The organism is Salinispora pacifica DSM 45544 (assembly GCF_000378845.1).
Taxonomy (GTDB): domain Bacteria; phylum Actinomycetota; class Actinomycetes; order Mycobacteriales; family Micromonosporaceae; genus Micromonospora; species Micromonospora pacifica.
This window is the reverse complement of record NZ_KB905359.1, coordinates 1,849,684-1,875,242: the sequence shown is the minus strand read 5'-3', so window position 1 is coordinate 1,875,242 and position 25,559 is coordinate 1,849,684. Positions and strand designations below refer to the sequence as shown.

The 25,559-nt window shown below is 72.1% G+C and carries 17 protein-coding genes; 12 read left to right on the top strand and 5 right to left on the bottom strand.

The window, feature by feature from the left end; all coding sequences use genetic code 11:
* Positions 1–8 precede the first annotated feature (8 nt).
* From SALPAC3_RS0108475 to SALPAC3_RS0108435, 9 genes are all read left to right on the top strand, one after another.
* Entirely contained in the window at positions 9–1,184 is a 1,176-nt protein-coding gene (locus SALPAC3_RS0108475; RefSeq protein WP_026185359.1) for a cysteine desulfurase family protein, read from the top strand.
* A 143-nt stretch (positions 1,185–1,327) separates the two neighbouring features.
* Complete coding sequence (gene mnmA / locus SALPAC3_RS0108470; RefSeq protein ID WP_196234329.1) at positions 1,328–2,401, top strand: tRNA 2-thiouridine(34) synthase MnmA; 1,074 nt, start codon at positions 1,328–1,330, stop codon at positions 2,399–2,401.
* A gap of 52 nt (positions 2,402–2,453) precedes the next feature.
* Positions 2,454–3,461 carry a uroporphyrinogen decarboxylase/cobalamine-independent methonine synthase family protein gene (locus SALPAC3_RS0108465; protein ID WP_018220807.1) on the top strand — a complete coding sequence of 336 codons (1,008 nt, stop codon included), beginning with the start codon at positions 2,454–2,456 and terminating at the stop codon, positions 3,459–3,461.
* 206 nt (positions 3,462–3,667) lie between these two features.
* Positions 3,668–5,803 (top strand): NAD-dependent DNA ligase LigA, encoded by a 2,136-nt coding sequence (gene ligA / locus SALPAC3_RS0108460; protein WP_018220806.1) that lies wholly within the window; start codon positions 3,668–3,670, stop codon positions 5,801–5,803.
* 144 nt (positions 5,804–5,947) lie between these two features.
* Positions 5,948–8,365, top strand: a complete 2,418-nt coding sequence (locus SALPAC3_RS0108455) for a putative bifunctional diguanylate cyclase/phosphodiesterase (RefSeq protein ID WP_018220805.1) — start codon at positions 5,948–5,950, stop codon at positions 8,363–8,365.
* A 149-nt stretch (positions 8,366–8,514) separates the two neighbouring features.
* The gene (gene gatC / locus SALPAC3_RS0108450) at positions 8,515–8,820 is read left to right on the top strand and encodes an Asp-tRNA(Asn)/Glu-tRNA(Gln) amidotransferase subunit GatC (RefSeq protein ID WP_018220804.1); all 306 of its coding nucleotides are present in this window, start codon (positions 8,515–8,517) and stop codon (positions 8,818–8,820) included.
* Positions 8,817–10,292 carry an Asp-tRNA(Asn)/Glu-tRNA(Gln) amidotransferase subunit GatA gene (gene gatA / locus SALPAC3_RS0108445; protein WP_018220803.1) on the top strand — a complete coding sequence of 492 codons (1,476 nt, stop codon included), beginning with the start codon at positions 8,817–8,819 and terminating at the stop codon, positions 10,290–10,292. Before gatC ends, gatA begins: the two co-directional genes overlap by 4 nt.
* Positions 10,293–10,305: 13 nt before the next feature.
* Entirely contained in the window at positions 10,306–11,805 is a 1,500-nt protein-coding gene (gene gatB, locus SALPAC3_RS0108440; RefSeq protein WP_018220802.1) for an Asp-tRNA(Asn)/Glu-tRNA(Gln) amidotransferase subunit GatB, read from the top strand.
* Between the two features lie 94 nt (positions 11,806–11,899).
* Positions 11,900–14,257 (top strand): transketolase-like TK C-terminal-containing protein, encoded by a 2,358-nt coding sequence (locus tag SALPAC3_RS0108435; protein WP_018220801.1) that lies wholly within the window; start codon positions 11,900–11,902, stop codon positions 14,255–14,257.
* Between the two features lie 30 nt (positions 14,258–14,287).
* Here SALPAC3_RS0108435 and SALPAC3_RS0108430 read toward each other — a convergent pair whose 3' ends face one another.
* Both SALPAC3_RS0108430 and SALPAC3_RS0108425 read right to left on the bottom strand, forming a co-directional pair.
* On the bottom strand, positions 14,288–15,868 hold the full coding sequence (locus SALPAC3_RS0108430; RefSeq protein ID WP_018220800.1) for a metallophosphoesterase: 1,581 nt from the start codon (positions 15,866–15,868) through the stop codon (positions 14,288–14,290).
* A 217-nt stretch (positions 15,869–16,085) separates the two neighbouring features.
* Positions 16,086–17,252 (bottom strand): PQQ-dependent sugar dehydrogenase, encoded by a 1,167-nt coding sequence (locus SALPAC3_RS0108425; protein ID WP_018220799.1) that lies wholly within the window; start codon positions 17,250–17,252, stop codon positions 16,086–16,088.
* Positions 17,253–17,332: 80 nt separating this feature from the next.
* Between SALPAC3_RS0108425 and SALPAC3_RS0108420 the strand changes: the two genes are divergently transcribed.
* Positions 17,333–18,250 carry a 2-hydroxyacid dehydrogenase gene (locus SALPAC3_RS0108420; RefSeq protein WP_026185357.1) on the top strand — a complete coding sequence of 306 codons (918 nt, stop codon included), beginning with the start codon at positions 17,333–17,335 and terminating at the stop codon, positions 18,248–18,250.
* On the opposite strand, the gene SALPAC3_RS0108415 is transcribed toward SALPAC3_RS0108420, so the two are convergent.
* Positions 18,244–18,633, bottom strand: a complete 390-nt coding sequence (locus SALPAC3_RS0108415; RefSeq protein WP_018220797.1) for a PH domain-containing protein — start codon at positions 18,631–18,633, stop codon at positions 18,244–18,246. The two genes, SALPAC3_RS0108420 and SALPAC3_RS0108415, sit on opposite strands and share 7 nt — an antisense overlap.
* 146 nt (positions 18,634–18,779) lie before the next feature.
* A complete protein-coding gene (locus SALPAC3_RS27905) occupies positions 18,780–20,180 on the bottom strand; it encodes a right-handed parallel beta-helix repeat-containing protein (RefSeq protein WP_018220796.1) in 1,401 nt (466 codons plus the stop codon).
* A gap of 548 nt (positions 20,181–20,728) precedes the next feature.
* Between SALPAC3_RS27905 and SALPAC3_RS27900 the strand changes: the two genes are divergently transcribed.
* Entirely contained in the window at positions 20,729–20,890 is a 162-nt protein-coding gene (locus tag SALPAC3_RS27900) for a hypothetical protein (protein ID WP_155246492.1), read from the top strand.
* Between the two features lie 115 nt (positions 20,891–21,005).
* On the opposite strand, the gene ilvD is transcribed toward SALPAC3_RS27900, so the two are convergent.
* A complete protein-coding gene (gene ilvD / locus SALPAC3_RS0108405; RefSeq protein ID WP_026185356.1) occupies positions 21,006–22,853 on the bottom strand; it encodes a dihydroxy-acid dehydratase in 1,848 nt (615 codons plus the stop codon).
* 111 nt (positions 22,854–22,964) lie between these two features.
* Here ilvD and SALPAC3_RS0108400 point away from each other — a divergent pair, with 111 nt between their 5' ends.
* The gene (locus SALPAC3_RS0108400; protein WP_026185355.1) at positions 22,965–25,277 is read left to right on the top strand and encodes a putative bifunctional diguanylate cyclase/phosphodiesterase; all 2,313 of its coding nucleotides are present in this window, start codon (positions 22,965–22,967) and stop codon (positions 25,275–25,277) included.
* The last annotated feature ends 282 nt before the right edge of the window (positions 25,278–25,559 follow it).

Below are 25,559 nucleotides of genomic sequence, written 5' to 3'. Positions count from 1 at the left end.
TGGCCCTGATGGCTTATCTGGATCATGCGGCGACCACTCCGATGCTCGACGTGGCGTTGGAGGCGTACGTCGCCACCGCTCGCGAGGTCGGCAACGCCTCCGCCCTGCACGGGGCGGGCCGCCAGGCCCGCCGCCGTGTGGAGGAGTCGCGCGAGCGGGTGGCCGCCGCGTTGGGTGCCCGCCCCGCCGAGGTGATCTTCACCGGTGGTGGCACCGAGAGTGACAACCTCGCGGTCAAGGGCATTTTTTGGGCCCGCCGATCCGCCGATCCCCGGCGGACCCGGGTGGTGTCCAGCGCGGTGGAGCACCACGCGGTGCTCGACGCCGTCGACTGGCTAGCCGCGCAGGAGGGCGCCGAGGCGAGCTGGCTCCCGGTCGATGCCCTCGGCCGGGTCACCCCGCAGCGGCTGCGCGCCGAGTTGGCCACCGCCGCCGACCAGGTGGCGGTGATCACGACGATGTGGGCCAGTAACGAGGTGGGTACGGTCCAGCCGGTCGCCGAGTTGGCCGCGGTGGCCGCCGAGCACGGGGTGCCGCTGCACACCGACGCGGTCCAGGCGGTCGGTCAGGTGGCGGTGGACTTCGCCGCCAGTGGCGTCTCGGCGTTGACCGTGACCGGGCACAAGCTCGGCGGGCCGGCTGGGGTTGGTGCCCTGGTGCTCGCCCGGGACGTCGCGGTGACCCCGCTGCTGCACGGGGGTGGCCAGGAGCGGGATGTCCGCTCGGGGACCTTGGACACGGCCGGAATCGTCGCTTTCGCGGTCGCCCTGGAGACGGCGGTTCGACACCAGCAGCAGTACGCGGCCCGGGTCGCCGCGCTCCGGGACGACCTCGTGACGCGGGTGCGGCAGGCGGTGCCGGAGGCGGTGCTCAACGGGGACCCGAACGATCGCCTGCCCGGCAACGCGCACTTCTCCTTTCCCGGCTGTGCCGGCGATGCGCTGCTGCTCCTGCTCGACGCGCAGGGCATCGCCTGCTCCACCGGCTCGGCCTGCTCGGCGGGGGTCGCCCAGCCCAGTCATGTGCTGCTCGCGATGGGTGCCGACAGCGCTCGTGCCGGCTCCTCGCTGCGCTTCACGCTCGGTCACACCAGTACATCGGCGGAGGTTGACGCGCTGATCGCGGCCCTGCCGGAGGCGGTCGACCGGGCCCGGCGGGCCGGTGGCCTCCGCGCTTCGCGCTGACCCGTCGACGCCCGGCGGCAGTTAGCCGCTTCGCCGGCACCGTCGGCGGAGAGCGGGGCGCTGGGTTTGGGGGCGGCGGCCAGGGTGGTTACGCTCGTCCGGGCGCCACCGTGGTGCCGGACGGTGTGGGGAAGGTGGTCGGGGTGCGGGTGCTGGCGGCGATGTCGGGCGGCGTGGACTCCGCGGTCGCGGCGGCGCGGGCTGCCGAGGCGGGGCATGACGTGACCGGGGTGCACCTGGCGCTGGCCCGCAACCCGCAGACCTATCGCACCGGCGCCCGGGGCTGCTGCACGCTGGAGGATTCCCGGGACGCCCGGCGGGCCGCCGACGTGCTCGGCATCCCGTTCTATGTGTGGGACATGGCTGAGCGGTTCCAGGCCGACGTGGTGGACGACTTCGTCGCCGAGTACGCGGCCGGCCGTACCCCGAATCCCTGTCTTCGCTGCAACGAGAAGATCAAGTTTGCCGCGGTGCTGGACCGGGCCGTGGCCCTGGGCTTCGACGCCGTCGTCACCGGCCACCACGCGCGGCTCGGCGCCGACGGGTTGCTGCGCCGTAGCGTCGATCTCGCCAAGGACCAGTCCTACGTGCTCGGCGTGCTCACCCGCGAGCAGCTGAGCCGGTCGATGTTCCCGCTGGGGGATTCGACGAAGACGCAGGTCCGAGCGGAGGCGACCCGGCGCGGCCTGGCGGTGGCCGACAAGCCGGACTCGCACGACATCTGCTTCGTCGCCGACGGGGACACCCGTGGTTTCCTCGCCCAGCGACTCGGCACGACGCCCGGTGATGTCGTTGACGATGCCACCGGCGAGGTGGTGGGCCGGCACGCCGGGGCGTACGCCTACACGGTCGGGCAGCGGCGCGGGCTGCACCTGGACCGCCCGGCCCCGGACGGTCGCCCCCGCTACGTCCTGTCGATCACCCCGAAGACCAACACGGTGACGGTGGGCCCGGCCGAGGCGTTGGCGGTGTCCCAGGTGCAGGGGCGGCGTCCGGTGTGGATCGGCGGGCCCCGGCCGGCCGATCCGGTCGAGTGTGAGGTGCAGTTGCGTGCGCACGGCAACGTGGTGTCGGCGACCGTGGCGGTGACCGGCGACGGGCTCCGGGCCGAGCTGCATCAGCCGGTCCGCGGGGTGGCGGCCGGCCAGGCGATCGTGGCTTACCGCCCGGACCCGGCGGGTGACATCGTGCTCGGCTCCGCCACCATCGCGGCCTGACCCGCCCGGGTGGCCCGGCGGCGGTCGTCCGCGAATCGGATAGTCTTCGACCGTGAGTGATCAGCCGTGGCCGTGGCCCGCGGGTGCGGCGACCGGTGTCGGGTCGCTGCCCGGCACCGACATCGCGGAGGCCCAGCGGATCGTCCTCGGTGAGCTGCCCCTCCTTCCCCACCTGCCCGAGTTGCCCGCCCGTGGCCCGGGCGCGGAGCTGATCGGCCGGACCGCCGGGTTGCTGGTGGAGCTGCCGGTCGAGCTCTACGCTGCCCGGTGGCGCGTCGCCTCCCGCCCGGGCCGGGACCGGCGCCGGGCCCGGGACCTGATGGAGCGGGATCTGGACCAACTCGCCGCGCAGGCCGAGGCGTACGCCGGGCCGGTCAAGGTCCAGGTCGCCGGTCCGCTGACCCTGGCCGCGGCGGTGGAGCTGCCGGTGGGCGGCCGGTTGGTACGCGATCCCGGCGCGGTGCGGGACCTGGTCGGCTCCCTGGCCGAGGGGGTACGGGAACACGTCGCGGCCGTCACGCGTCGGCTACCGCGGGCCTCGGTGCTGCTGCAGCTGGACGAGCCGTCGTTGCCGGCGGTGCTCGCCGGTCGGGTGCCGACTGAGAGCGGGTTCGGGACGTATCAGCCGGTGGAGCCGGGCCGGGCCCGCAGCCTGCTGCGCGAGGTCGTCGTCGCCGCCGACGTACCGGTCGTGGTGCACTGCTGCGCCCCGGACGTGCCGCTGGAGTTGATTCGGGAGGTCGGCGCGGTTGGTGCGGCCCTCGATCTCGACCTGATCACCGACCTGGATCCGCTGGGTGAGGCGATCGACGCGGGGCTGGGCCTCCTGGCCGGTGCCGTGCCCACGCGACCGGCATCGGCCGGCGACGCACCGACGTCGGCGCAGGTCGCCGAGCGGGTCCGCCGGCTCTGGGACCGCCTCGGGTTCCCCCGTCGGCAGCTCGCCGAGCAGGTTGTCGTCACGCCGGCCTGTGGGTTGGCGAACGCCACCGGAGGACACACTCGAGCGGTCCTCGCCGCCTGCCGGGACGCGGGACGGCGGTTGAGCGAGCAGGGGTGAGCGGCGCGGGCTGAGTGTTGCCTGACTCGGGCAACCGCTCCCGCCGGTGACTCGCGCAACCGCTCCCGCCGGTGGCCGGGCGGCCGTCCGGGCCGGGGCTGGCGGCCGGTATCGCCTCGCCGTCGCGGACGCGGGCGGGCGACCGGCGCAATGTCTCACCGCCCCGATACGGTTCCCGGGGTAGGGAAGAATGGGAGGTCAGGGCGATGTCCGAGGATGCCATCGGCCAGCAGGTCCCTGCGGGGCAGGAGGCGGCGGCCGGCGCGGAGCCGACCCCGGCGGCGCGCGAGCGGCATGCGACGCTCAGCCGGGAGCTGACCGAGCACCAATACCGCTACTACGTGCTCGACGCGCCGACCGTCTCCGACGCGGCCTTCGATGAGCAGCTGCGGGAGTTGGCGGCGCTGGAGGCGGAGTTCCCGGCCCTGCGCACGCCGGACTCGCCGACGCAGCGGGTGGGGGGCGCCTTCTCCACCGACTTCACCCCGGTGGCGCACGCCGAGCGGATGATGTCGCTCGACAACGCCTTCTCCGACGAGGAGCTGGCGGCCTGGGCCGAGCGGGTCGAGCGGGATGCCGGTGGCCCGGTTCCCTACCTCTGCGAGCTGAAGGTGGACGGCCTCGCGATCAATCTGAGCTACGAGCAGGGGCGTCTGGTCCGGGCGGCCACCCGCGGGGACGGCCGCACCGGCGAGGATGTGACGGCGAACGTCCGCAGCATTCGGGACGTGCCGGGGGAGCTGACGCCGTCGGCCGAGTTTCCGGAGATTCCCACTTTCCTCGAGGTCCGCGGTGAGATCTACTTCCCGGTCGCCGGCTTCGCGGATCTGAACGCCGGGCTGGTCGAGCAGGGGCGGGCCCCCTTCGCCAACCCGCGCAACGCGGCCGCCGGCAGCCTGCGGCAGAAGGATCCACGGGTCACCGCGTCCCGGCCGCTGCGGCTGGTCGTGCATGGCTTCGGGGCCCGCCGGGGCTGGGCGCCGAGCACCCAGTCCGAGTCGTACGCGGCGTTGCGGGCCTGGGGGCTGCCGACCAGCGATCGGTGGCGGGTGGTGCCGGGGCTGACCGGTGTGGCGGAGTACATCGCGCACTACGCCGCGCACCGGCACGACGTCGAGCACGAGATTGATGGCGTGGTGGTGAAGGTCGACCCGGTGGCGATTCAGGGCCGACTGGGTTCGACCAGCCGGGCACCGCGTTGGGCGATCGCGTTCAAGTACCCGCCGGAGGAGGTCAACACCCGGCTGCTCGACATCGACGTGAACGTCGGGCGCACCGGCCGGGTCACTCCCTTCGCGGTCCTGGAGCCGGTCCGGGTGGCCGGGTCGACGGTGGCGCTGGCCACCCTGCACAACGCCCGCGAGGTGGAGCGCAAGGGGGTGTTGATTGGCGACACGGTGGTGATCCGGAAGGCCGGTGACGTCATTCCCGAGGTGCTCGGCCCGGTGGTCGAGCTGCGCCCACCGGAGGCTCGGCCGTTCGTGATGCCGAGCCGGTGCCCGTGCTGCGACACCCCGCTGGCGCCGGCGAAGGAGGGCGACATCGACATCCGTTGCCCCAACGCGCGTAGCTGCCCGGCCCAGCTCCGGGAGCGGGTCTTCCACCTCGCCGGGCGGGGGGCCTTCGACATCGAGGTCCTGGGCTACAAGGGGGCCGCCGCGTTGCTCGACGCCCAGATCATCACCGATGAGGGCGACCTGTTCACTCTCGACACCGCGCAGTTGGCGCGGTCCCCGTTCTTCGTCAACAAGGACGGCAGCCTCGGCAGCAATGCGGTCAAGTTGCTGGAGAACCTGGCCGTGGCCAAGGAGCGCGAGCTCTGGCGGGTGCTGGTGGCGCTCTCCATCCGGCACGTCGGCCCGACCGCGGCGCAGGCCCTGGCCCGGCACTTCCGGTCGGTCGAGGCGATTGACCAGGCCGGGGAGGAGGAGCTGTCGGCTGTTGACGGAGTCGGGCCGACCATCGCGGCGAGCGTGCGGGAGTGGTTCGCCGTGGGTTGGCACCGCGAGGTGGTGCGGAAGTGGGCCGAGGCCGGGGTGCGGATGGCGGAGAAGGCCGTCGAGCAGGGGCCGCGCCCGCTGGAGGGGGTGACCGTGGTGGTGACCGGGACACTCGCCGGCTTCTCCCGGGACCAGGCGGCCGAGGCGATCAAGTCGCGCGGCGGCAAGGTCACCGGCTCGGTCTCGAAGAAGACCGCCTTTGTGGTGGTCGGTGACAACCCTGGGACGAAGGCGGAGAAGGCGGCGAGCCTGAAGGTGCCGGTGCTGGACGAAGAGGGTTTCGCGGTGCTGCTCGACGCGGGCTCCGAGGCTGCTCAGGCGGTGGCCCGGGTCGAGGACTGACCGGCGGCCGTGGGCGCGTATACCAACTTAATTACGACTACGACCGATTCGTGGCTGTCGTACGGGGAATTGTGGCTCCTGGGGCGTTACATGGGGGACACGGCGTACACCTGGGTGCGCCGACCCTGACCCGCGGGAGGTGTGATGGCGACGGCCGACCCGCGCAACTTCGTCCCACCAGGACGGAGCGCGCCGTTCTTCGCCTTCGTGGCGGTGGTCCTCGCCGTGGCCGCGCTGACGTCGGCGGCTCCGTTGCTGGCCCTCCCGGACCAGGTGTTCCGGCTGCCCGCCGCGTTCTGGACCATGGCGGTGCTGGCGGTCGCCGGAGACGCTTGGCCGTTCGTCCCAGCGGGGCGGCGGCGGTCGTCGGTCATGTTTCCGTCAATCTGCTTCACCTTCGCCATCCTGCTCGGCTGGGGGCTGGGCCCGGCGGTCGCCGTGCAGGCGGTGGCGGTCGTGGTGTCCGGAGTCCGAATGGGGCACGCCAGTTGGCGAATCGCCTTCAACGCCGGTCAGTACGCCTGTGCCCTCGCCGCCGCCCATGTTCTGATCGGCCTCGGCCCGGGCGACCTGGTCGGTGGCGGGCAGCTCAGTGGGACCGACGTGGTGGCGGTCAGTGGCGCGATGCTCGCCTGGTTCACCGTCAACTACGGGCTGGTCAGCACGGCGGTGTGGCTGCGGTTCGGGGCACGTTGGCGGCCGGGGATGGGTTTCGAGCTGCTCTCCACCGGTTCGCTGCTGCTGCTCGCGCCGGTGCTGATCACCGCGGCCCAGGCGAGCGCGGCGCTGGTCCCGCTGGTGCTGGCGCCGCTGTTCGCGGTCTACCAGATGGCCCGGCTCAGCGCCGAGCAGCAGCAGCTCGCCTCTCTCGATCCCCTCACCGGCCTGCCCAACCGGAACGCACTGGTCGCCGAGGTCGGCGCGCGGCTGCACCGGCACGCGGAGCGGGCCGCGGATGGCTCGGCGCCGGCCCGCATGGCGCTGCTGCTGCTCGATCTGGACCGGTTCAAGCACGTCAACGACGCGCTCGGGCACGCCGTCGGCGATCGGCTGCTGGTCGAGGTGGGCGCCCGGCTGACCGAGGTCGCCGATGGGGACCTGGTGGCCCGGCTCGGCGGGGACGAGTTCGCCATCGTGCTGACCGGGCTGACCGACGTCGCCGAGGCACGCGACCGGGCGGGCCAGGTGGTGGCCGCGTTGGCCGAGCCGGTCACGCTGGACGGGCTGCCGCTGGATGTCGGCGGGTCGATCGGGGTCGCGCTCTTCCCCGACCACGGTGAGGACTTCACCACCCTGATGCGCCACGCCGATGTGGCGATGTACGACGCGAAGCAGCGCAACGACACGGTCGCCGTCTACGTGGCCGAGTCCGACCACAACTCGGCCGAGCGGCTGGGTCTCCTGGCCGACCTGCGTCGGGTCCTCGCCTCCGGGTTACGCCCCGACGCGGACGGCGGCGGGGCGGACCCGGGGCGCAACGGTTCGGCGCGTCCGGTGCTCGGCGGCGCCGACGCGGTGCTGCCCGGCACGAGCGGGTCGAGCCCGGGCCGGTGGTCGCGGTGGGGCCGGCGGCAGCGCGTGCACCTGGTCCACTCCGACGAGCTGATCCAGCGGATCGTCACCGCCGCCGACCCGATTCGCCGCCGCGCCATCGTCGGCCCGGCCGGCCTGCCGGCCTCCGGCGAGACCGTTGAACCGCTCGCCGCCGCCACCGACGGAGCCGGGGGGCCGGAGCTCACCGCGGCGGTGGGGTGCGCCGGTGGCCTGGCTGACCCGGCCGGCGCGGGTGAGATAACCATGTACTACCAGCCGCAGGTCGCCATCGCGACCGGGGAGGTGGTCGGGGTCGAGGCGCTGCTGCGCTGGCGCCACCCCCGGCGCGGGATGGTCGACCCGGAGGAGCTGATCCGGGTGGCCGAGCAGAGCGCGGTGATGCGCCTGCTCACCTTGCGGGTCATCGACGACGTGGTGGCGCAGCTGGGACGGTGGCAGGCAGCGGGTGTGGTCCTCCGGGCCGCCCTGAACGTCAGCGTCCGGGACCTGCACACCGGGGAGATCGCCGATCGGATCGCGGAGCGACTCGCCCAGCACGACGTACCGCCGCAGCGCCTCCAGCTGGAGATCACCGAGGGGGCGTTGATGGCCGACCCGCGGCGGGTGCTCGCCACCATCACCCGGCTGCACCGGCTCGGCGTGGGAATCGCCCTGGACGACTTCGGCACCGGCTTCTCCTCCCTGCAACACCTGCGGCGGCTACCGCTCACCGAGGTCAAGGTGGACCGCTCCTTCGTGCTCGGGATGACCGAGGACGCCGACGACGCGGCGATCGTCACCTCGGTGGTCGAGCTGGCCCGGGCGCTCGGGCTACGGGCGGTGGCCGAAGGGGTGGAGGACGAGCGAACCTGGCGGATGCTGCACGCGATTGGCTGCGACGCCGCGCAGGGCTGGTTCTATGCCCGGCCGATGCCGGCCGAGGAGCTTGTCGCCTGGCTGGCCCGGCATCGCCCGGTCCGCCCGACGCCGGGCCCGGAGGCCGCCGTCGGGCCGCACCCCGCCCGTTGACCGGCAACCCCGCCGTCGCTCCGCTGAGGGGGAGTCGGGGCAGCGGCGTCGGGCGGGAGCAATAGACTCGCTGCGGTCACCGCGGGTAGCGCAGCACCGCCCGCGGTCGGCGCGGACAGATCAGCAAAACAGCCACGAAGGGGGCACCGATGGCCGCCATCTCCCGCGAGGAGGTCGCGCACCTGGCGCGACTGTCGCGGCTCGCCGTGACCGAGGAGGAGCTGGCTACCCTCGCCGGCCAACTCGACGTGATCCTCCAGGCAGTCGCCCAGGTCGGCGAGGTCACCGCGGCGGACATCCCGCCGACGTCGCACTCCGTGCCGCTGACCAACGTGCTGCGCGACGACGTGGTGGCGTCGTGCCTGACACCCCAGGAGGCGCTGTCGGGCGCGCCCGACGCCGCCGAGCAGCGGTTCCGCGTACCGCGGATTCTGGACGAGGATGTGGCCTCATGACCGACCTGACCAGCTTCTCCGCCGCCGAACTCGCCGGCCTGGTGGCGCGCGGCGAGTCCTCGGCGGTCGAGGTCACCCAGGCGCACCTGGACCGGATCTCGGCCGTTGACGACCGGGTGCACGCCTTCCTGCACGTCGACACGGAGGGTGCCCTCGCCGCCGCCCGCGACGTGGATTCGCGTCGCGCCGCGGGTGAGCCGCTCGGCCCGCTGGCCGGGGTGCCGGTGGCGGTCAAGGATGTGCTCACCACGAAGGGCGTACCGACCACCGCCGGGTCGAAGATCCTGGCCGACTGGCGCCCGCCCTACGACTCCACGATCGTGCGGCGGCTGCGGGCGGCCGACACGGTGATGTTGGGCAAGACCAACATGGACGAGTTCGCGATGGGCTCGTCCACCGAGTACTCGGCCTTCGGGCCGACCCACAACCCGTGGGACCTCAGCCGGATCCCGGGCGGCTCCGGCGGCGGCAGCTCGGCCGCCCTGGCCGCGTACGAGACGCCCCTGTCGATCGGTTCGGACACCGGCGGCTCGATCCGACAGCCCGGGGCCGTCACCGGCACCGTCGGCGTCAAGCCCACCTACGGGGGGACCTCCCGGTACGGCCTGATCGCCTTCTCGTCCTCGCTGGACACCCCCGGCCCCTGCGCCCGTACGGTGCTGGACGCCGCGCTGCTGCACGAGGCGATCGGTGGCCACGACCCGCTCGACTCGACCTCGATTCCGGCACCGGTGCCGGACGTGGTGGCCGCTGCCCGGCTCGGTGCCAGCGGCGACCTGACCGGGGTTCGGCTGGGCGTGGTCCGGGAGTTCGCCGGGGAGGGCGCCGAGCCGGGCGTGCTGGCGGCCTTCCGGGCGGCGGTGGAGACGCTCACCAAGTTGGGCGCCGAGGTCGTCGAGGTCTCCTGCCCGCACTTCCGGTACGCGCTGCCGGCGTACTACCTGATCGCCCCGAGCGAGTGCTCGTCGAACCTGGCCCGCTTCGACGGGGTCCGGTTCGGCCTGCGGGTCGGTGACGACGGAGTCCGGTCGCTGGAGGAGGTCATGTCGGCGACCCGGGAGGCCGGTTTCGGCCCGGAGGTCAAGCGGCGGGTCATGCTCGGCACGTACGCCCTCTCGTCGGGCTACTACGACGCGTACTACGGTCAGGCGCAGAAGGTGCGCACCCTGATCAGCCGGGATTTCGCCACCGCCTTCGACCAGGTCGACGCCCTGATCTCGCCGACGACGCCGTTCGTCGCGTTCCCGGTCGGGGCGCGCACCGCCGACCCGTACCAGATGTACCTGGCCGACCTGTTCACCATTCCGAGCAACCTGTACGGCGGGCCGGGCATCTCGGTGCCCTGTGGTCTCGCCGACGGGCTCCCGGTTGGCCTGCAGGTCATGGCACCGACGATGGCCGACGACCGGATGTACCGGGTCGCGGCCGCGCTGGAGAGCGCTGTCGGCCCGTTCACCCCACCGGCACTGTGAGGCAGGAGCACCGATGACGACGACACTGCCCGCGTACGACGAGGTCGTCGCGCGCTACGAACCGGTGATCGGCCTGGAGACCCACGTCGAGTTGGGCACGAACACCAAGATGTTCTGTGGCTGCCCGACCGACTTCGGCGGGGCGCCGAACACCCGGGTCTGCCCGGTTTGCCTGGGGCTGCCGGGCTCGCTTCCGGTGGCCAACCGGGCGGCCGTGGAGGCGACCATCCGGATCGGGCTCGCGCTGAACTGTTCGATCGCGCAGTGGTGCCGGTTTGCCCGGAAGAACTACTACTACCCGGACATGCCGAAGAACTACCAGATCAGCCAGTACGACGAGCCGCTCTGCGTGGACGGCTACCTGGACGTCGAGGTGAACGGCGAACCGGTGCGGATCAGCATCGAACGGGTGCACATGGAGGAGGACACCGGCAAGACCCTGCACGTGGGCGGGGCCACCGGCCGCATCCACGGCGCGACCGAATCGCTGGTCGACTACAACCGGGCCGGTATCCCGCTGGTCGAGATCGTCACCAAGCCGATCCCCGGCGCCGGTGCGATGGCGCCGGAGGTGGCCCGGGCGTACGTCACCGAGCTGCGCGACGTGCTCCGCTCGCTCGGCGTCTCCGACGTCCGGATGGAGGAAGGGTCGCTGCGCTGCGACGTCAACACCTCCCTCAACCTCCCGGGTGAGCAGTGGGGCACCCGTACCGAGACGAAGAACGTCAACTCGCTGCGATCGGTGGAGCGCGCGGTGCGCTCCGAGATCATCCGGCAGGCGTCGGTGCTCGGGGCGGGTGGCCGAATCATCCAGGAGACCCGGCACTTCCACGAGGACACCGGGGACACCACTTCCGGCCGGTCCAAGGAGACCGCGACCGACTACCGGTACTTCCCGGAGCCGGACCTGGTGCCGGTCGCGCCGGACCCGACCTGGGTGGCCGAGTTGAAGGCCGCGCTGCCGGAGCTGCCGCGGCTGCACCGGCGCCGCCTGCAGCAGGAGTGGGGCCTGTCCGACCTGGACATGCAGTCGATCCTGAACGCGGGCGCGGTCGAGCTGATCGAGGCGACCATCGCGGCGGGCACCACCCCGACCGCCGCCCGCAAGTGGTGGCTGGGGGAGCTGTCCCGCCGGGCCAACGAGACCGGGGCGGAGCTGGCTGACATCGGCGCCACCCCGAAGCAGGTCGCCGAGTTGCAGGGCCTGGTCGACGCCGGCAAACTCACCGACAAGCTGGCCCGTACGGTGCTGGAGCACGTGGTCGCGGGAGAGGGTTCGCCGGCCAAGATCATGGTTGACCGCAAGCTGGAGGTGGTTTCCGACACCGGCGCGCTGACCGCGGCGGTGGACGAGGCGATCGCCGCCAACCCCGCCATCGCCGACAAGGTCCGCGGCGGCAAGGTGGCCGCGGCCGGTGCCCTGGTCGGTGCGGTTATGAAGACGACCCGTGGCCAGGCTGACGCCAAGACCGTGCGTGAGTTGATCCTGGAACGCCTCGGCGTCCAGGGCTGACGTGCGCCGAAGGGCCCGCCGGCTGGTTGCCGGCGGGCCCTTCCCGCCCACCCCTCGGAGGGCGCCAACGGCGGCGCCCGGATGGAGTCCCCCCGTGAACCAGCACGACCTTGCTGTCCTCGACGAGATCCAACGCCGGGTGCTGTGGCTCGCCACCCGCATCGTGGACGCGGCCAACCACGACCGGGACACCGGCGACGGCGTCAAGGTCGGCGGGCACCAGGCGTCCAGCGCGTCGCTGGTCACCGCGATGACGGCGCTGTGGTTCGCGCACCTCGACGCCGAGGACCGGGTCGCGGTGAAGCCGCACGCCTCCCCGGTGTTCCACGCCATCCAGTACCTGCTCGGCAACCTGGACCGGTCGTACCTGACCCGGCTGCGCGCCCGCGGTGGCCTCCAGTCGTACCCGTCCCGGACGAAGGACCCGGACGAGGTCGACTTCTCCACCGGCTCGGTGGGCCTGGGCGCGGCGGCGCCGCTCTTCGCGGCGGTCACCCGCCGCTACGTGGACGCGCACTTCGGTGCCCGTCCCCGGTCCCGGTTCGTCGCCCTCATCGGCGACGCCGAGCTGGACGAGGGCAACATCTGGGAGGCGGTCGCCGACCCGGCCACCGCCGGGCTGGGCACCGTGATGTGGCTGGTCGACTTCAACCGTCAGTCGCTGGATCGGGTCGTGCCGGGCATTCGGATCGACCAGTGGCGGGGCCAGTTCGAGGCCGCGGGCTGGCACGTCGTGGAGGTCAAGTACGGCCGCCGGCTCGCTGCCGCGTACGCCCGTCCGGGTGGGGCGGCGCTGCGGGACTGGATCGACCGGATGCCGAACGAGCAGTACCAGTCGCTCTTCGGCCTGGCCGGGCCGCTGCTGCGCAAGCAGTTCCTCGACGGCGCGCCGGCGGGAGTCGCGGAGTTCATCGCCGACATCCCCGACGACGAACTGGGCCCGCTCGTCACCGACCTCGGCGGGCACGACCTGGCGGCGATGCTAGACGCCTACGCCCAGTGCGACGCGGTCACCGACCGGCCCAGCGTGGTCTTCGCGTACACGGTGAAGGGCTGGGGGCTGCCGATCGCCGGCAACCCCCGGAACCACTCGGCGCTGCTCACCACGGCGCAGGTGGACGAGTTGCGGGCCGCGCACGGCCACACCCGGGACACCGAGTGGGACCGGCTCGACCCGGCGTCGGCGGCCGGTGTCCGGGCCGGGGAACGCCGGGAGGCGCTGTCCCGGGCACCACGCACGCGGGCACTGGGCGTCAGCGTCCCGGAGACGACCCGGGTACGCGCGAACAAGCCGGTCTCCACCCAGGAGGTCTTCGGCCGGGTCCTGGTCGACCTGTCCCGTGACCCGCAGGTCGGGCGCTACCTCGTGACCACCGCCCCGGACGTGGCCACCTCGACGAACCTGGCCGGGTTCATCAACCGGTCCGGGGTGTTCGCGCCCACCTCGCAGCGCGCGTGGTCCGAGGACCGGATGCTGCGGTGGACGGAGAGCCCGGCCGGCCAGCACATCGAGCTGGGTATCTCGGAGATGAACCTGTTCCTGCTGCTCGGCCAGCTCGGCCTGGCCTGGGACCACTCCGGGCAGCCGCTGCTGCCGGTCGGCACCGTCTACGACCCGTTCGTGCTGCGGGGCCTGGACGCCTTCCTCCACGGCACCTACTCCGGCGCCCGGTTCGTGGTCGCGGGCACCCCCTCGGGAGTCACCCTCGCGCCGGAGGGGGGTGCACACCAGTCGACGCTCACCGCCAGCGTCGGCGTGGAGCTGCCCGGGGTCACCTTCGTCGAGCCCGCCTACGCCACCACCCTGGACTGGCTGCTCTGTGACGCGTTGGGGCAGATCGCCGGCGGTACGGCGCCGGCTGCGACCGCCGCGCCGGGGGAGGACGGCGGATACTACTTCCGACTCAGTACCCGCCCGGTTGACCAGGCTCCGTTCGCGGCGGCCCGGAGCCGGCTCGGCGACGCGGTGCTGCGCCGGCAGGTGCTCGCCGGCGCCTACCGGCTGGTCGACGCCCATCAGGCGTACCCGCAGCTCGCCGACGCCCCGGTCGTGCAGCTCGCCGCCTCCGGTGCGGTCCTGCCCGAGGTGCTCGCCGCGGCGGCCGAGCTGGCCGAGGAGGGGATCGCCGCGCACGTCGTGGACGTCACCAGCCTGGACCGCCTCTACCGGGCCTGGCAGCGCACCCTGCGCCAGGGGGTCCGCACCGCGACCGTGCCGAGCGTTCCGGGCGCGCTGCGGTCGGCCTTCGTCGACCGGGTGCCGGTGGTCACCGTGCACGACGCCGCGTCGCACGCGATGGCGTGGCTCGGCTCGGCGGTCGGCGCTCCGGCGGTGCCCCTCGGCGTGGACGAGTTCGGTCAGTCCGGCAGCGTCGCCGAGCTGTATGAGCTCCACGACCTGCTGCCGGGCAGCATCGTGAACGCCGCCCTCGCCGCCCTCTCCCTGCGCTGACCGGTAGCTGACCGTTGGCTGGTCCGGCGGTCAGCGGGTCGGGGTGGGGGTGACCGGAGCGGGGGCCCCGGCCTTCGGGTCCTCCACGATGTGCCGTTCGAGGTTCACCTGGGCCTGGCCGGTGCCGCCGACGGTGATGTCGTCATACGCCTGGAGCAGCTTCTCCTCGTCGAAGTAGAGGACGGTCATCGACAGCGGGGTGGGCTCCTCGCCCTCCAACCCGCGCAGGCCGGCGCCACCGGTCGAACCCTGCACCATCAGCAGGGTGGGGGTCTGGTCCGGCTGCTGGGGCAGCCGGTACACCTCGCGGTTGTGGGTGTGTCCGGCGAGTACCAGCGGGGTGGCGCCGGAGAGGGGCCCCGCCGAGGCGGGGTCGTGCACCAGCGCCAGGTCCACCGGTCGGGGTGAGCTACGGGCGGTGGCCGCCAACTGTTCACCGACGCCGATGAGCTGGTCGGCTGTCTCCCCGGTCAGACCGCTGGCCGCCGGTGAGGTGCTCTTGTCCGGCGTGAAGCGCGGGTCCCCGATGCCGGCGAAGGTCAGCCCGGCGACGACGGCGGTCGTGTTGTCCAACACGATGGCGTTGCGCTGCTGGGCCACGGCCGCGGTCGTACCCCCCGAGTCGTGGTTGCCGCGGATGTAGACGTAGGGCGTGCGGAGGAGCCCGATCGAGTCGACGTAGTTCGCCTCCGGCTCGCTGCCCCAGTCGGTGATGTCGCCGGTGTCGGCCACGACGTCGATCCCGAACTGCTCCACCACCGTCTGGATGACCTGCCAGGCGGCTGGGTTCAGGTGCAGGTCGGAGATGTGCAGCACCCGGGTGGTGCCGGGCTGCGGCTCGAAGACCGGCAGCTCCGAGACGGTGGAGTAGAGCTGGCTGACGTTGCCGACCAGCCGCTGGAGTTGCTCGGCGTAGCGGGTGTAGTCGTTGGCGATCCGCTGGACGTCGCCGACGAGCGCCGGCGCGTTGACCAGCAGCCCCTCGTAGCGGGGCTCTTCGATCGCCTGCGGTCGTAGGGTGGCCGCCGCGGTGCCCAGGCTGCCCGCGGTGATCACGAGAGCGAGCACCCCCGCCCAGGCCGTACGGCGGGTGTCGCGGAACACCAGCAGGGCCAGCAGCAGAGTGACCAGCACCGTGGCGGCGACCGTACGGACACCGAGGCGCAGGATGCCTTCGCGGATGTCGTCGACGGCGGTCTGGCTCGCCCGGTCGAGGCTCTCCGGGTCGTGCAGCAACGCCTCGGTGCGGTCCTGATCGAGGGCGCCGACCTGCACGGTCAACTCGGTCGGCCCGTCGTGGCTGTCGAGCAGCAGGGCGCCGAGCGGCGGGATGTCGATGGTGGTGCCGCCGTGCAGCGCCGGGGTCACCGTCAGGTTCGCCTGGAACGGCCCAACCTCGGTGCTGACCCGGCCGCCGGCCAGCGTGCCGATCAACACCCCGGCCAGGGTTATGGCGAGTACGGCCAGGGTCATCCCGACGGCGCGTAGCGTCCGCCAGCGGGTCGAACGGCCGCCGGCTCGCCGGGGCCGTCGCCGGAGCCGCCGGCTCCAGCCCGTCTCCGGCGGCTGGCCGCCTCGGCTGTCCTGCTGCTCGTTCTCCTGACCGTCCATGCTGAAATTCTGACTCGCCCAGTCGATAGGCTCGGGAAAATCTGGGCCGGGTGTCGCCCATTGTCGAATTTATCCGGTTTTGCTGCCGGTCTTTCTGGCCTCGCCGTCGACACCAACCGGCTTCGCGGCTGGGTTTGCCCGGTCTCGCGGCTGGGGTTTGCCCGGTCTCGCGGTTGGTTCTGCCTGGTCTCGCGGTTGGTCCTGCCCGGTCTCGCGGTCAGCTTCGTCCGGCTTCGCCGTCCGCGAACACCAGGCGCAGTAGCCGGTCGTCCTCCGCCACCGGAGCCCCGCGCCCGTCGTGGTTCGAGGTGCTCACCCAGAGCGAGCCGTCCGGTGCCGCGGCGACTGCCCGCAACCGGCCGTACTGGTTGGTGAGCAGGTCGCGCGGTTGGCCGAGCGTTCCGGTGTCGGTCAACTCGACCAGCCAGAGCCGCTGTCCGCGCAGGCAGGCCGTAGCGAGGAGCTGCTCGGTCCGGGCGAGTCCGGAGCAGGAGGCGTCCGCCGGCGGCCACCAGACGATCGGGTTGACGTACCGACTGTCGTCGGAGCGGCCTTCGACCTCCGGCCATCCGTAGTTGCCGCCCGGCTCGATCTCGTTGATCTCGTCCCAGGTGTTCTGGCCGAACTCGACGGCGTACATCCGACCGTCGGCGGCCCAGGTGAAGCCCTGCACGTTCCGGTGCCCCAGGGACCAGACGGGCGAGTCGGGGAAGGGGTTGTCCGGTGCCGGCTCGCCGGCGGTGGTGATTCGCAAGATCTTTCCGCCGAGCCGGTCGCCGTCCTGCGCCTGTTCCCGATCGCCGGCGTCGCCGGTGCTGACGTAGAGCTGCCCGTCCGGGCCGAAGGCGAGGCCACCGCCGTTGTGGGTGCGCGCCTTCGGGATACCGGTCAGGATCGGGCGCGGCGGCTCGCCGAGGGTGAGCCGGGCGACGCGGTTGTCCCGTTCGGCGGTGTAGTACACGAAGACCGTCTGGTCCCGCTGATAGTCCGGGGAGACGGCGATCCCCATCAGCCCGCCCTCGCCACCCGCCGTCACCTCGGTGAGGGTCTGGACCACGGTCACCCGCAGCCCGTCGGGGTCGGACTCCGGCCCGACCTGGAGAATCCGGCCGGAGTCCCGCTCGGTCACCAGCGCGCCCCCGTCCGGGAGGAACGCGATACCCCACGGGACCCGTAGGCCCTTCGCCAGCACGGTGGCCACCACCTCCGGCCCAGTGCTGCCCGGGTCGGAGGTGGTCGGGGTGGGGAAGGTGGGGGGTTCGCCGGCCGGGTCGGGCCCGGGCTCGCCGAAGCTGCAACCGGCGACGATCAGCAGCGTCGCGCACGACGCCGCGAGGGTAGCCCGAAAGCGGTGGATGCGCGGGTGCGCGGGACGGGCGCTCACCGGGACCAGGGTAGCGGCCGGTGGGCCGGTGTGGGCCCCGGAAAAGGGCGGGCCGGTTCGAGGCTCTATCGTCGGCGGGTGTGAAGGTGTGGATCCCCCATGAGCACGGCATGTCCCTCCTCGGCGACCTGCCGGCGGGTGTCACGGTGGAGGTGGCGGAGCCGGACCGGCTCCCGTCCCCGGTGACCGACGTCCGGTTCTGGGTCCCGCCGTTCCTGGCCGAGGCGGAGACCACCGACCTGTTGCGGGAGCTGCCGGATCTGGAAGTGGTGCAGCTGTTGACCGCCGGTGCGGACGCGTGGGTCGGCCGGATGCCGGCGGGTGTGACGCTCTGTGATGCCCGGGGAGTGCACGACCAGGCCACCTCGGAGTGGGTCGTCGCCGCGATCCTGGCGCACCTCCGCTCCATTCCCACGCTGGTCCGGGCACAGGACCGTCGGGAGTGGGCATACCGCGAGGTGGCGCCCACCGACGAACTGGCCGGCAAGCGGGTGTTGATCGTCGGCGCCGGCTCGATCGGCACGGCGCTCGGGGCACGCCTCGCCCCGTTCGAGGTGCGCCTCACCCGGGTGGCCCGGACGGCGCGGCCCGGCGTCCACGCCGTCGCGGAACTGCCCCGGCTGTTGCCGGAGGCGGATGTGGTGGTGCTGCTGGTGCCGTTGACCGAGCAGACCCGCGGGCTGGTTGACGAGGCCTTCCTCGCGGCGATGCGCGATGGCGCCCTGCTGGTCAATGCGGCGCGGGGGCCGGTGGCGCGGACCGAGGCGCTCGTCGCCGAGCTGGGCACCGGCCGGATCTCGGCCGTACTGGATGTCACCGACCCCGAGCCGCTGCCCGCCGACAACCCGTTGTGGGAGATGCCGAACGTGCTACTCACCCCGCATGTCGCGGGCTCGGTACAGGGCCTGCTCCCGCGGGCGTACCAGCTGGTGGGCGATCAGATTCGCCGCTGCGCCGCGGGCGAGCAGCCGACCAACGTGGTGGTGGCGGGCTACTGAATCGACTGGTCGGCCGGGCCGGGTGCGGGCCGCTCGGTGACCGCGACGAGCCGGGGTAGGTCGTCCCGGCGGACGGCGGGCAGCGTGACCGTCTGACCGTCGGTGAGCCGAGCGACCGCCCGGCCAGCTGGATCCGCGCCCAACTCGACGATCTGCTCCCAGCGGACTCGGCGCTGGCCGGCGAGAGCCCGCAGGCACAGCCCCTGTGCGGTGACGTCGGTGCCGGCCCGCCAGGCCCACCCGCCGAGGAGGAGCGGTACGAGGAGCACCGGCAACAGGTACCACCGGGCGGCGGCCAGGGGCAGGGCGCCGAAGAAGGCGACCACCGCGGCTACCAGCAGGGCCTGGTTGTGCCGGAATCGGAGGGTGTCGGAGCTGCTCACCCTGTGATGATCCCACCTGTCCCCAGCGGTGTCGGGACGGGGCGGTCCCCCGCGCCGCGGGTGGCGGCACAGTCGATCATCGCCAGGAGTGCGGGGCTCCGACCCGCCGCCTCTGCGGCGGGTCGGAGCCCCGCGTGGGTGCCGGTTCAGGCTGGGCAGTCGGGAACGTCGCCGACGCAGTTGTTGGGCCGGTTCTTGATAACGATGGTGCCGGTGGCGGTGTTCAGGTCAACCGTCCCACCGTTGTTGACGATGCCGCCGCCGTCGACCGTGGCGATGTTCTTCACCACCTGCGTGTTGAACAGCGTCACCGTGCCCCCGGAGTTGTAGATGCCGCCGCCCTCCTCGGCCTGGTTGCCGATGACCTTCGTGTTACGCATCACCAGCACGCTGAAGTTGTACACGCCGCCGCCGAGGCTCGAGAGGGAGGTGTTGCCCTGGATGAGGCCATCCTCGACCACAGCGGTGGAGTCGGGGCCGACGAACAGGCCGCCGGCAAACCCGGAGGAGGCGGTGTTGTTGGTGATCTTCACCCGCTTCAGGGTGAGCTGTCCGTCGACCTGGATCCCAGCGAAATTACTCGAGCGGTTGCCGGTGATCGTGCTGTCGACGACGGTGCCGATACCGTCGTTGAGGATCAGTAGGCCGCCGGCTCCCCCGGAGTTGTTGTCGGCGATCAGGCTGTGCCGGATCGTCACGACGGCGGAGGAGCCGATGCTGACCACACCGCCCACGGCGCCTGCGGTGTTCGCCTTGACCACTGCTTTCTCCAGAGTCAACCGTCCCCCGGAGTTGAGGAATCCGCCGCCGGTGGCGACGGCGGTATTGCGACTCACGGTGGTGTGTCGCACGGTGGTGACGCCGGCGCTGTAAATGCCCCCGCCGCTTCCGTTGGCGATGTTGCGGGTGATGGTGCTGTGGTTGGTGGTGAGTGCGCCGCCGGTGTTGACGAGGATGCCGCCGCCGTCGCTGTCGGTTTGTCCGCCGGTGATGGTGAGGTGGTTGAGGGTGAGGTCGCCGCCGGTGCCGACGGTGAGGATTCTGAATTGTTCGACGGCGGCGGCGCGTTCGATGACGGTGTGTTTGCCGCCGTTGAGGGTGATGGGGGTGGTGATGTCGGGGAGGCCGGCGTCGTCGATGGTGGCGGTGAGTAGGTAGGTGCACTTGCTGGCGAGGTTGAGGGTGGCGCCGCCGCGGGCGTTGGCGAGGGTGATCGCGGCGATCAGCTTGTCCGCGTCACAGGGGACCGGGATGCCCTTCGTGTCCTTACCCCTGCCGTCGTGGGCGCTCCCGCCCCCCTTGGCTCGCTCGTCGTGGTGGTCGCCTCCGGCGGAGGGGGCGCCACGGTGTTTCCCGGGCCGGTCGTCGCTACTGCTGATGGCGCGTCCGACCGCATCCCCGATCGGGGTGACGGTGATGCCGGCGGCGGTGAGGGCCAGGCCGGTCACCCCGGCCAGCCCGGCGGCCCACCAGCGCCGCCGTGACCTCGCCCGGTGCCCGCCGGGGCGGTCCGGTTCGGGTGTCTGGATGTGTTCCTGCTGGTTCATCGCGGTGTCGGTGTCCTTCCCCCGTGAACGACGAGGAGCCGTCCGCCCGGTGGTGCCTGACCGGGTGGTTCCTCGGCTACCGAGCGGGCGGTAGCGGCCAACCCGGACGCTAAACCGACAAACAGATCAAATGAACATGAACCCGAAAAACATGCCCAAAACAGACAAAGCTCTGCTGTGGTCGCCCGCTCCGGTTGATCCTGCTCGCTCGTCCCGGGGTGGTCGACGCGGCGCACGCCCGGCGTCGGCCGCAAGGGGGCTCAGGGGAGTTGACGTCGAACAGGGGTGCCGGCGGGTGACGCTGGGTTCGCGGCTGCGTGCGGCGCGAAGCTATTCCAGAAAGGCGGTACCGAACGGCATCACATAAAGTGTTCGGGTAACTGCTAAGTGCTGGAATTTAAGACTTATTAAGGTATTCCTGGGACGGGTCTATGGCTAGATCTATGTGAATGTCGGAGATTGGTCGGTAGAGTCAACCATCGGTGCGGCGGAGGTGGATTCCGGTTTCTCCGCCGCGGTATTGCCGACCGGCAGACGAGGAGGACGACGTGACGATTCAGAAGGTCGTGAGACTGGTCGCTGTTGTTGTAATCGCCGTGACGGGGCTCACGAATCCAACCGATCCGGGGACTGAGCAGCAAGAAAAGAAACCCGCCGCCACCGGTGAATCGCGGATCTCGCTCGCCGAATCGTGTCCATGTCCGATGTGAGTTGTGTCCGCGCCGACAACCAGCCCGGCCCGGTCCGCTCGGTAGGCGGAGGGCCGGCTGGCGTTCCCGGGTCTTCTCGGGGCGGCGGTCCCCGAGGTCGCGCCCCGAAATCCGGCTACTCGGGGACGCGGCGGTAGGCGCCGTCGCTGGCGGAGGTCGCCATGGCGGCGTACGCGCGCAGCGCCGCCGAGACGGGGCGCTGCCGCTCCGCCGGCGTGTACGGCCGGTCTCGCTTCTCCTGCGCGACCCGGCGGGCATCCAACACCTCGGCCGGTACGGCCAACTCGATGGCCCGGTTCGGAATGTCGATGACGATCTCGTCGCCCGATTCGACCAGGGCGATCAGCCCGCCGGCGGCGGCCTCCGGGGAGACGTGCCCGACCGACAACCCGGAGGTCCCGCCGGAGAACCGGCCGTCGGTGAGCAGCGCGCAGGCCCGCCCCAACCCCCGGCCCTTGAGGAACGAGGTGGGGTAGAGCATCTCCTGCATTCCGGGCCCACCCCGGGGGCCCTCGTAGCGGATCACCACCACGTCCCCCGCGGTGACCTCCTTGGCCAGAATGGCGGTGACCGCGTCGTCCTGGGACTCGTAGACCCGGGCCGGGCCGCGGAAGGTCAGGCACTCCTCGGGCACGCCGGCGGTCTTCACCACGCAGCCCTCCGGTGCCAGGTTGCCGTGCAGGATGGCCAGCCCCCCGTCCGCGGTGTACGCGTGCGCCCGGTCCCGGACGCACCCGCCGGCCGCGTCGGTGTCCAACGTGGACCAGCGGTTGGTGGTGGAGAACGGCTCGGTGGTGCGTACCCCGCCCGGCGCGGCGTGGAACAGCTCGATCGCCTTCGGTGTCGCGGTGCCGCCGCGAATGTCCCAGTCGGCGAGCCAGCGCTCCAGCGAAGAGGAGTGCACCGCGTGGACCTCCCGGTTGAGCAGGCCGGCCCGGTCCAGCTCACCGAGGATGGCCGGGATTCCGCCCGCCCGGTGGACGTCCTCCATGTGGTAATTGGGGGAGTTCGGTGCGACCTTGGCCAGGCAGGGCACCCGCCGGGAGATGGCGTCGATGTCCATCACCCCGAAGTCCAGCTCGGCCTCGCGGGCGGCGGCGAGTAGGTGCAGGATGGTGTTCGTCGAGCCACCCATCGCGACGTCGAGGGCGACCGCGTTGTCGAAGGCGGCGCGGCTGGCGACCGCGCGGGGCAGCACCGTGGCGTCGTCCCCGTCGTACCAGCGCTTGGCGATCTCGACGACGGTGCGGCCGGCCTCGACGAAGAGCGACCGGCGGGCGGCGTGGGTCGCCAGGGTCGACCCGTTGCCGGGCAGGGCCAGGCCGATCGCCTCGGTGAGGCAGTTCATCGAGTTGGCGGTGAACATGCCGGAGCACGAGCCGCAGGTGGGGCAGGCCGAGCGTTCGATCTGGTCGAGTTGGTCGTCGGTGACCGCCTCGTTGGAGGCGGCGATCATCGCGTCAATCAGGTCGATCTTGGAGTGCACGACTCCCTCGATCGCGACGGTCTTCCCGGCCTCCATCGGACCGCCGGAGACGAAGACGGTCGGGATGTTCAGCCGCAGTGCGGCCAGCAGCATCCCAGGGGTGATCTTGTCGCAGTTGGAGATGCAGACCAGAGCGTCGGCGCAGTGCGCGTTGACCATGTACTCCACCGCGTCGGCGATCAGTTCCCGGCTGGGCAGCGAGTAGAGCATGCCGCCGTGGCCCATCGCGATGCCGTCGTCCACGGCGATGGTGTTGAACTCCCGGCCCACCCCGCCGGACTCGGCTACCGCCTCGGCCACCAAGCCGCCGAGTTCCTTGAGGTGGACATGCCCCGGAACGAACTGGGTGAAACTGTTGGCGATGGCGACGATCGGCTTGCCGAAGTCGTCGTCGGTCATCCCGGTGGCCCGCCACAGGGCTCGGGCGCCGGCCATCGTCCGACCGTGGGTGGAGGTCCTCGACCGCAGCTCAGGCATGCGTACCAGTCTGGCACCGCCGCGGGGGTGACCGGAGCCCGAGCCGGACGTGTCCCAACAGATGCGCATCCCGGCCCCCCATACCCCGCGTTCATCCGGCAGAGTTGGGCTGTGTTGCTACCCACGAGTCGGCTTCGCGGCGCGGTGCGGAGCGGGCTCACCCGCAAGCCGGCTGCCATCCCGGCGGCGGGCGGCGCCCGCCGGTTGTCGGCGCGCCGCCCCGCAGCGTTTCTCCTCCTCGCCGTGGCCGCGGTCATCGGCCTGGTCGCGGTCGTGGCCGGCGTGGCGGTACTGCTGGCCGCTGCCGGGCAGCCCAAGTCGGTCCCCTCGGTCGGCTGGGCCGAGGTGGTCGCCCTGGCCACCGCGACCAGCGGGCTGCTCTTCGGAGCCGGGCTGCTCCGCCTCCCCGGCATGGCCCCCACCATCGGGGTGGCCACCCGGCTGTTGCTGGACGGGATGATCATCTCGACCGCGCTCTGGTTCGTGGGTTGGGTGCTCCTCGCCGAGCCGACCCGTCTGCTCGGATCCGCTCCGGCGGTCGGTGCGCCGATCCTCCTCGCCACCGCCAGCGCGGCGCTGATCGTGGGCCTCGCCACCGTCGTGGTGTTTCGGGTCTCGTCGCCGCGGCGCCGGCTCGCCGCGCTCGGCGCCGGTTCCGCCGCGACGACCGTCGGTGGGCTCGGCGTCGCCACCGGGCTGCTGATGGCTGAGGCGGGGTTGGCGTTCGGTGGCGCGACGGTGGCCGTCGCCGGCCTGCTGACCGTGGCGCTGGTGCTCCATGGGTTCGATCGTCCCTGCCAGTCGGACATCGATCCGACGCGGCGCGAGGGTGAGCACGCCGTCCTGCCGATCCTGGTGATGGCGGGCGCGGCGGCGTACCACCTGCTCCAGGATGGCCGCTTCGAACCGTGCGGCATGGCCGCTGCCAGCGTCGAGGTCTTCGCCCTGGTCGCCCGGCAGTACCTGACCCTGCACGACGTCCGCCGGTACGCGCGCCGGCTGGTCGAGGGGGAGGCGCACTTCCGGGAGTTGGCACACACCGACGCCCTGACCGGCCTGGCGAACCGGCGGGGACTGCTGCGGGCCCTGCACCGCTGCGCCGAGCAGGGCACCCCGTGCGTCCTGCTCCTGCTCGACCTGGACGGCTTCAAGAACGTCAATGATGTGCGTGGTCACGACGCCGGCGACGCCGTCCTGGCCGAGGTGGGCCGGCGGCTACGCGCCCCCCTGGGCTTCGGCGAGCTGGCGGCCCGGCTCGGCGGGGACGAGTTCGCCGTCCTGCTGCCCGGCTCGCCGGCCACCATCGACCAGATGGGGGAGCGACTCCTCGGGGCGCTGGCGGCCGCGTACGAACTGCCCGAGGGGCCCGTCTTCCTCTCGGCGAGCATCGGCATCGCCGGTTGGGCCCGGCAACCCGATGTCGACCTGCTGCTGCGCCACGCCGACCTGGCCCTGCGCTACGCCAAGCAGCGCGGCAAGAACCGGATCGAGCGGTACGACGTCGCCTACGACCAGCTGTTGAGCCGGCGGGCCACGCTTGAGCACGAGCTGCGGGGGGCGATCGAGCGCGACGAGCTGCGGCTGGTGTTCCAACCGGTGGCGTCGCTGCCGTCGGTGCGCCCGGTCGGTGCCGAGGCGCTGCTCCGGTGGCGCCATCCGGAGCTGGGTGCGGTCCGCCCGGATGAGTTCATCCCGCTCGCCGAGGAGTGCGGCATGATCGCCAAGCTGGGGGCGTGGGTGTTGGACCAGGCCTGCCAGCAGCTCGCCCGTTGGCTCGCCGACGGGCATGACGTGTGGGTGTCGGTCAACGTCTCGCCGCGAGAGCTGCACGCCCCGGCCTACGTCGGTCAGGTCGCTGACGCGCTGCGGGCACATCGGGTTCCGCCGCAGCGCCTGGTGCTGGAGGTCACCGAGCACGCCGTCGCCACCGACCTGGACGAGCTGATCCGGCGGTTGACCGCGCTGCGCCGGACCGGGGTTCGGATCGCGTTGGACGACTTCGGCGCCGGCTACTCCTCCCTCGGCCAGCTTCGGCGGCTTCCGCTCGACATCCTCAAGATCGATCACAGTCTCGTCGCCGGGCATGAGCCGGTTCGTCCGGTGGACGCCGACGGCCCGGCATTCGCCCCGATGGTCGATATTGTCATGCGCCTGGGGCATCAGTTGGGTCTCGGGGTTATCGCCGAGGGGGTTACGACTCCGACCGCCCTGGCCGAAGTGGTCGCCGCGGGCTGCCACTTCGGCCAGGGCGCCCTCCTCGGCTGGGGGGTGCCGGCCGAGCACCTGGAGGCGATGTTGGTGGCGGCCACCTCGTCGCACGCCCCGCCGGTCGCCATGTCGATGCCGCCCGTGCTGGCCTCCGGCCCGCCGCTGCCCCGCCGGCCGCCGTCTCGGCCGGGGCCCGGGCAGCCGGTGCCGGAGTAGCCCGGTCGGGTAGCTGGTGCCGGCCGGAGCAGCCCGGGTCGAAACTGGCCGGGTCAGCCCCGGGATCGGTCGGTGGTGCCAACTGTCCCGGGGCGGAAGTTTGCGATCGATCCGTTAACCAATATGTGGGATAGGTTGACTCATTGCTTGAGATCCGTCATGCTGTTCCCATGTCGTCGTACCGGTCGCTGCGAGTACTTACCTGAGCGCGCTCTCCCACTGAGAGTGCGCTGGCCCCGTGCATCCCGCACGCGGGCTTTTTTGTTGCCGTCAGATCCGCCG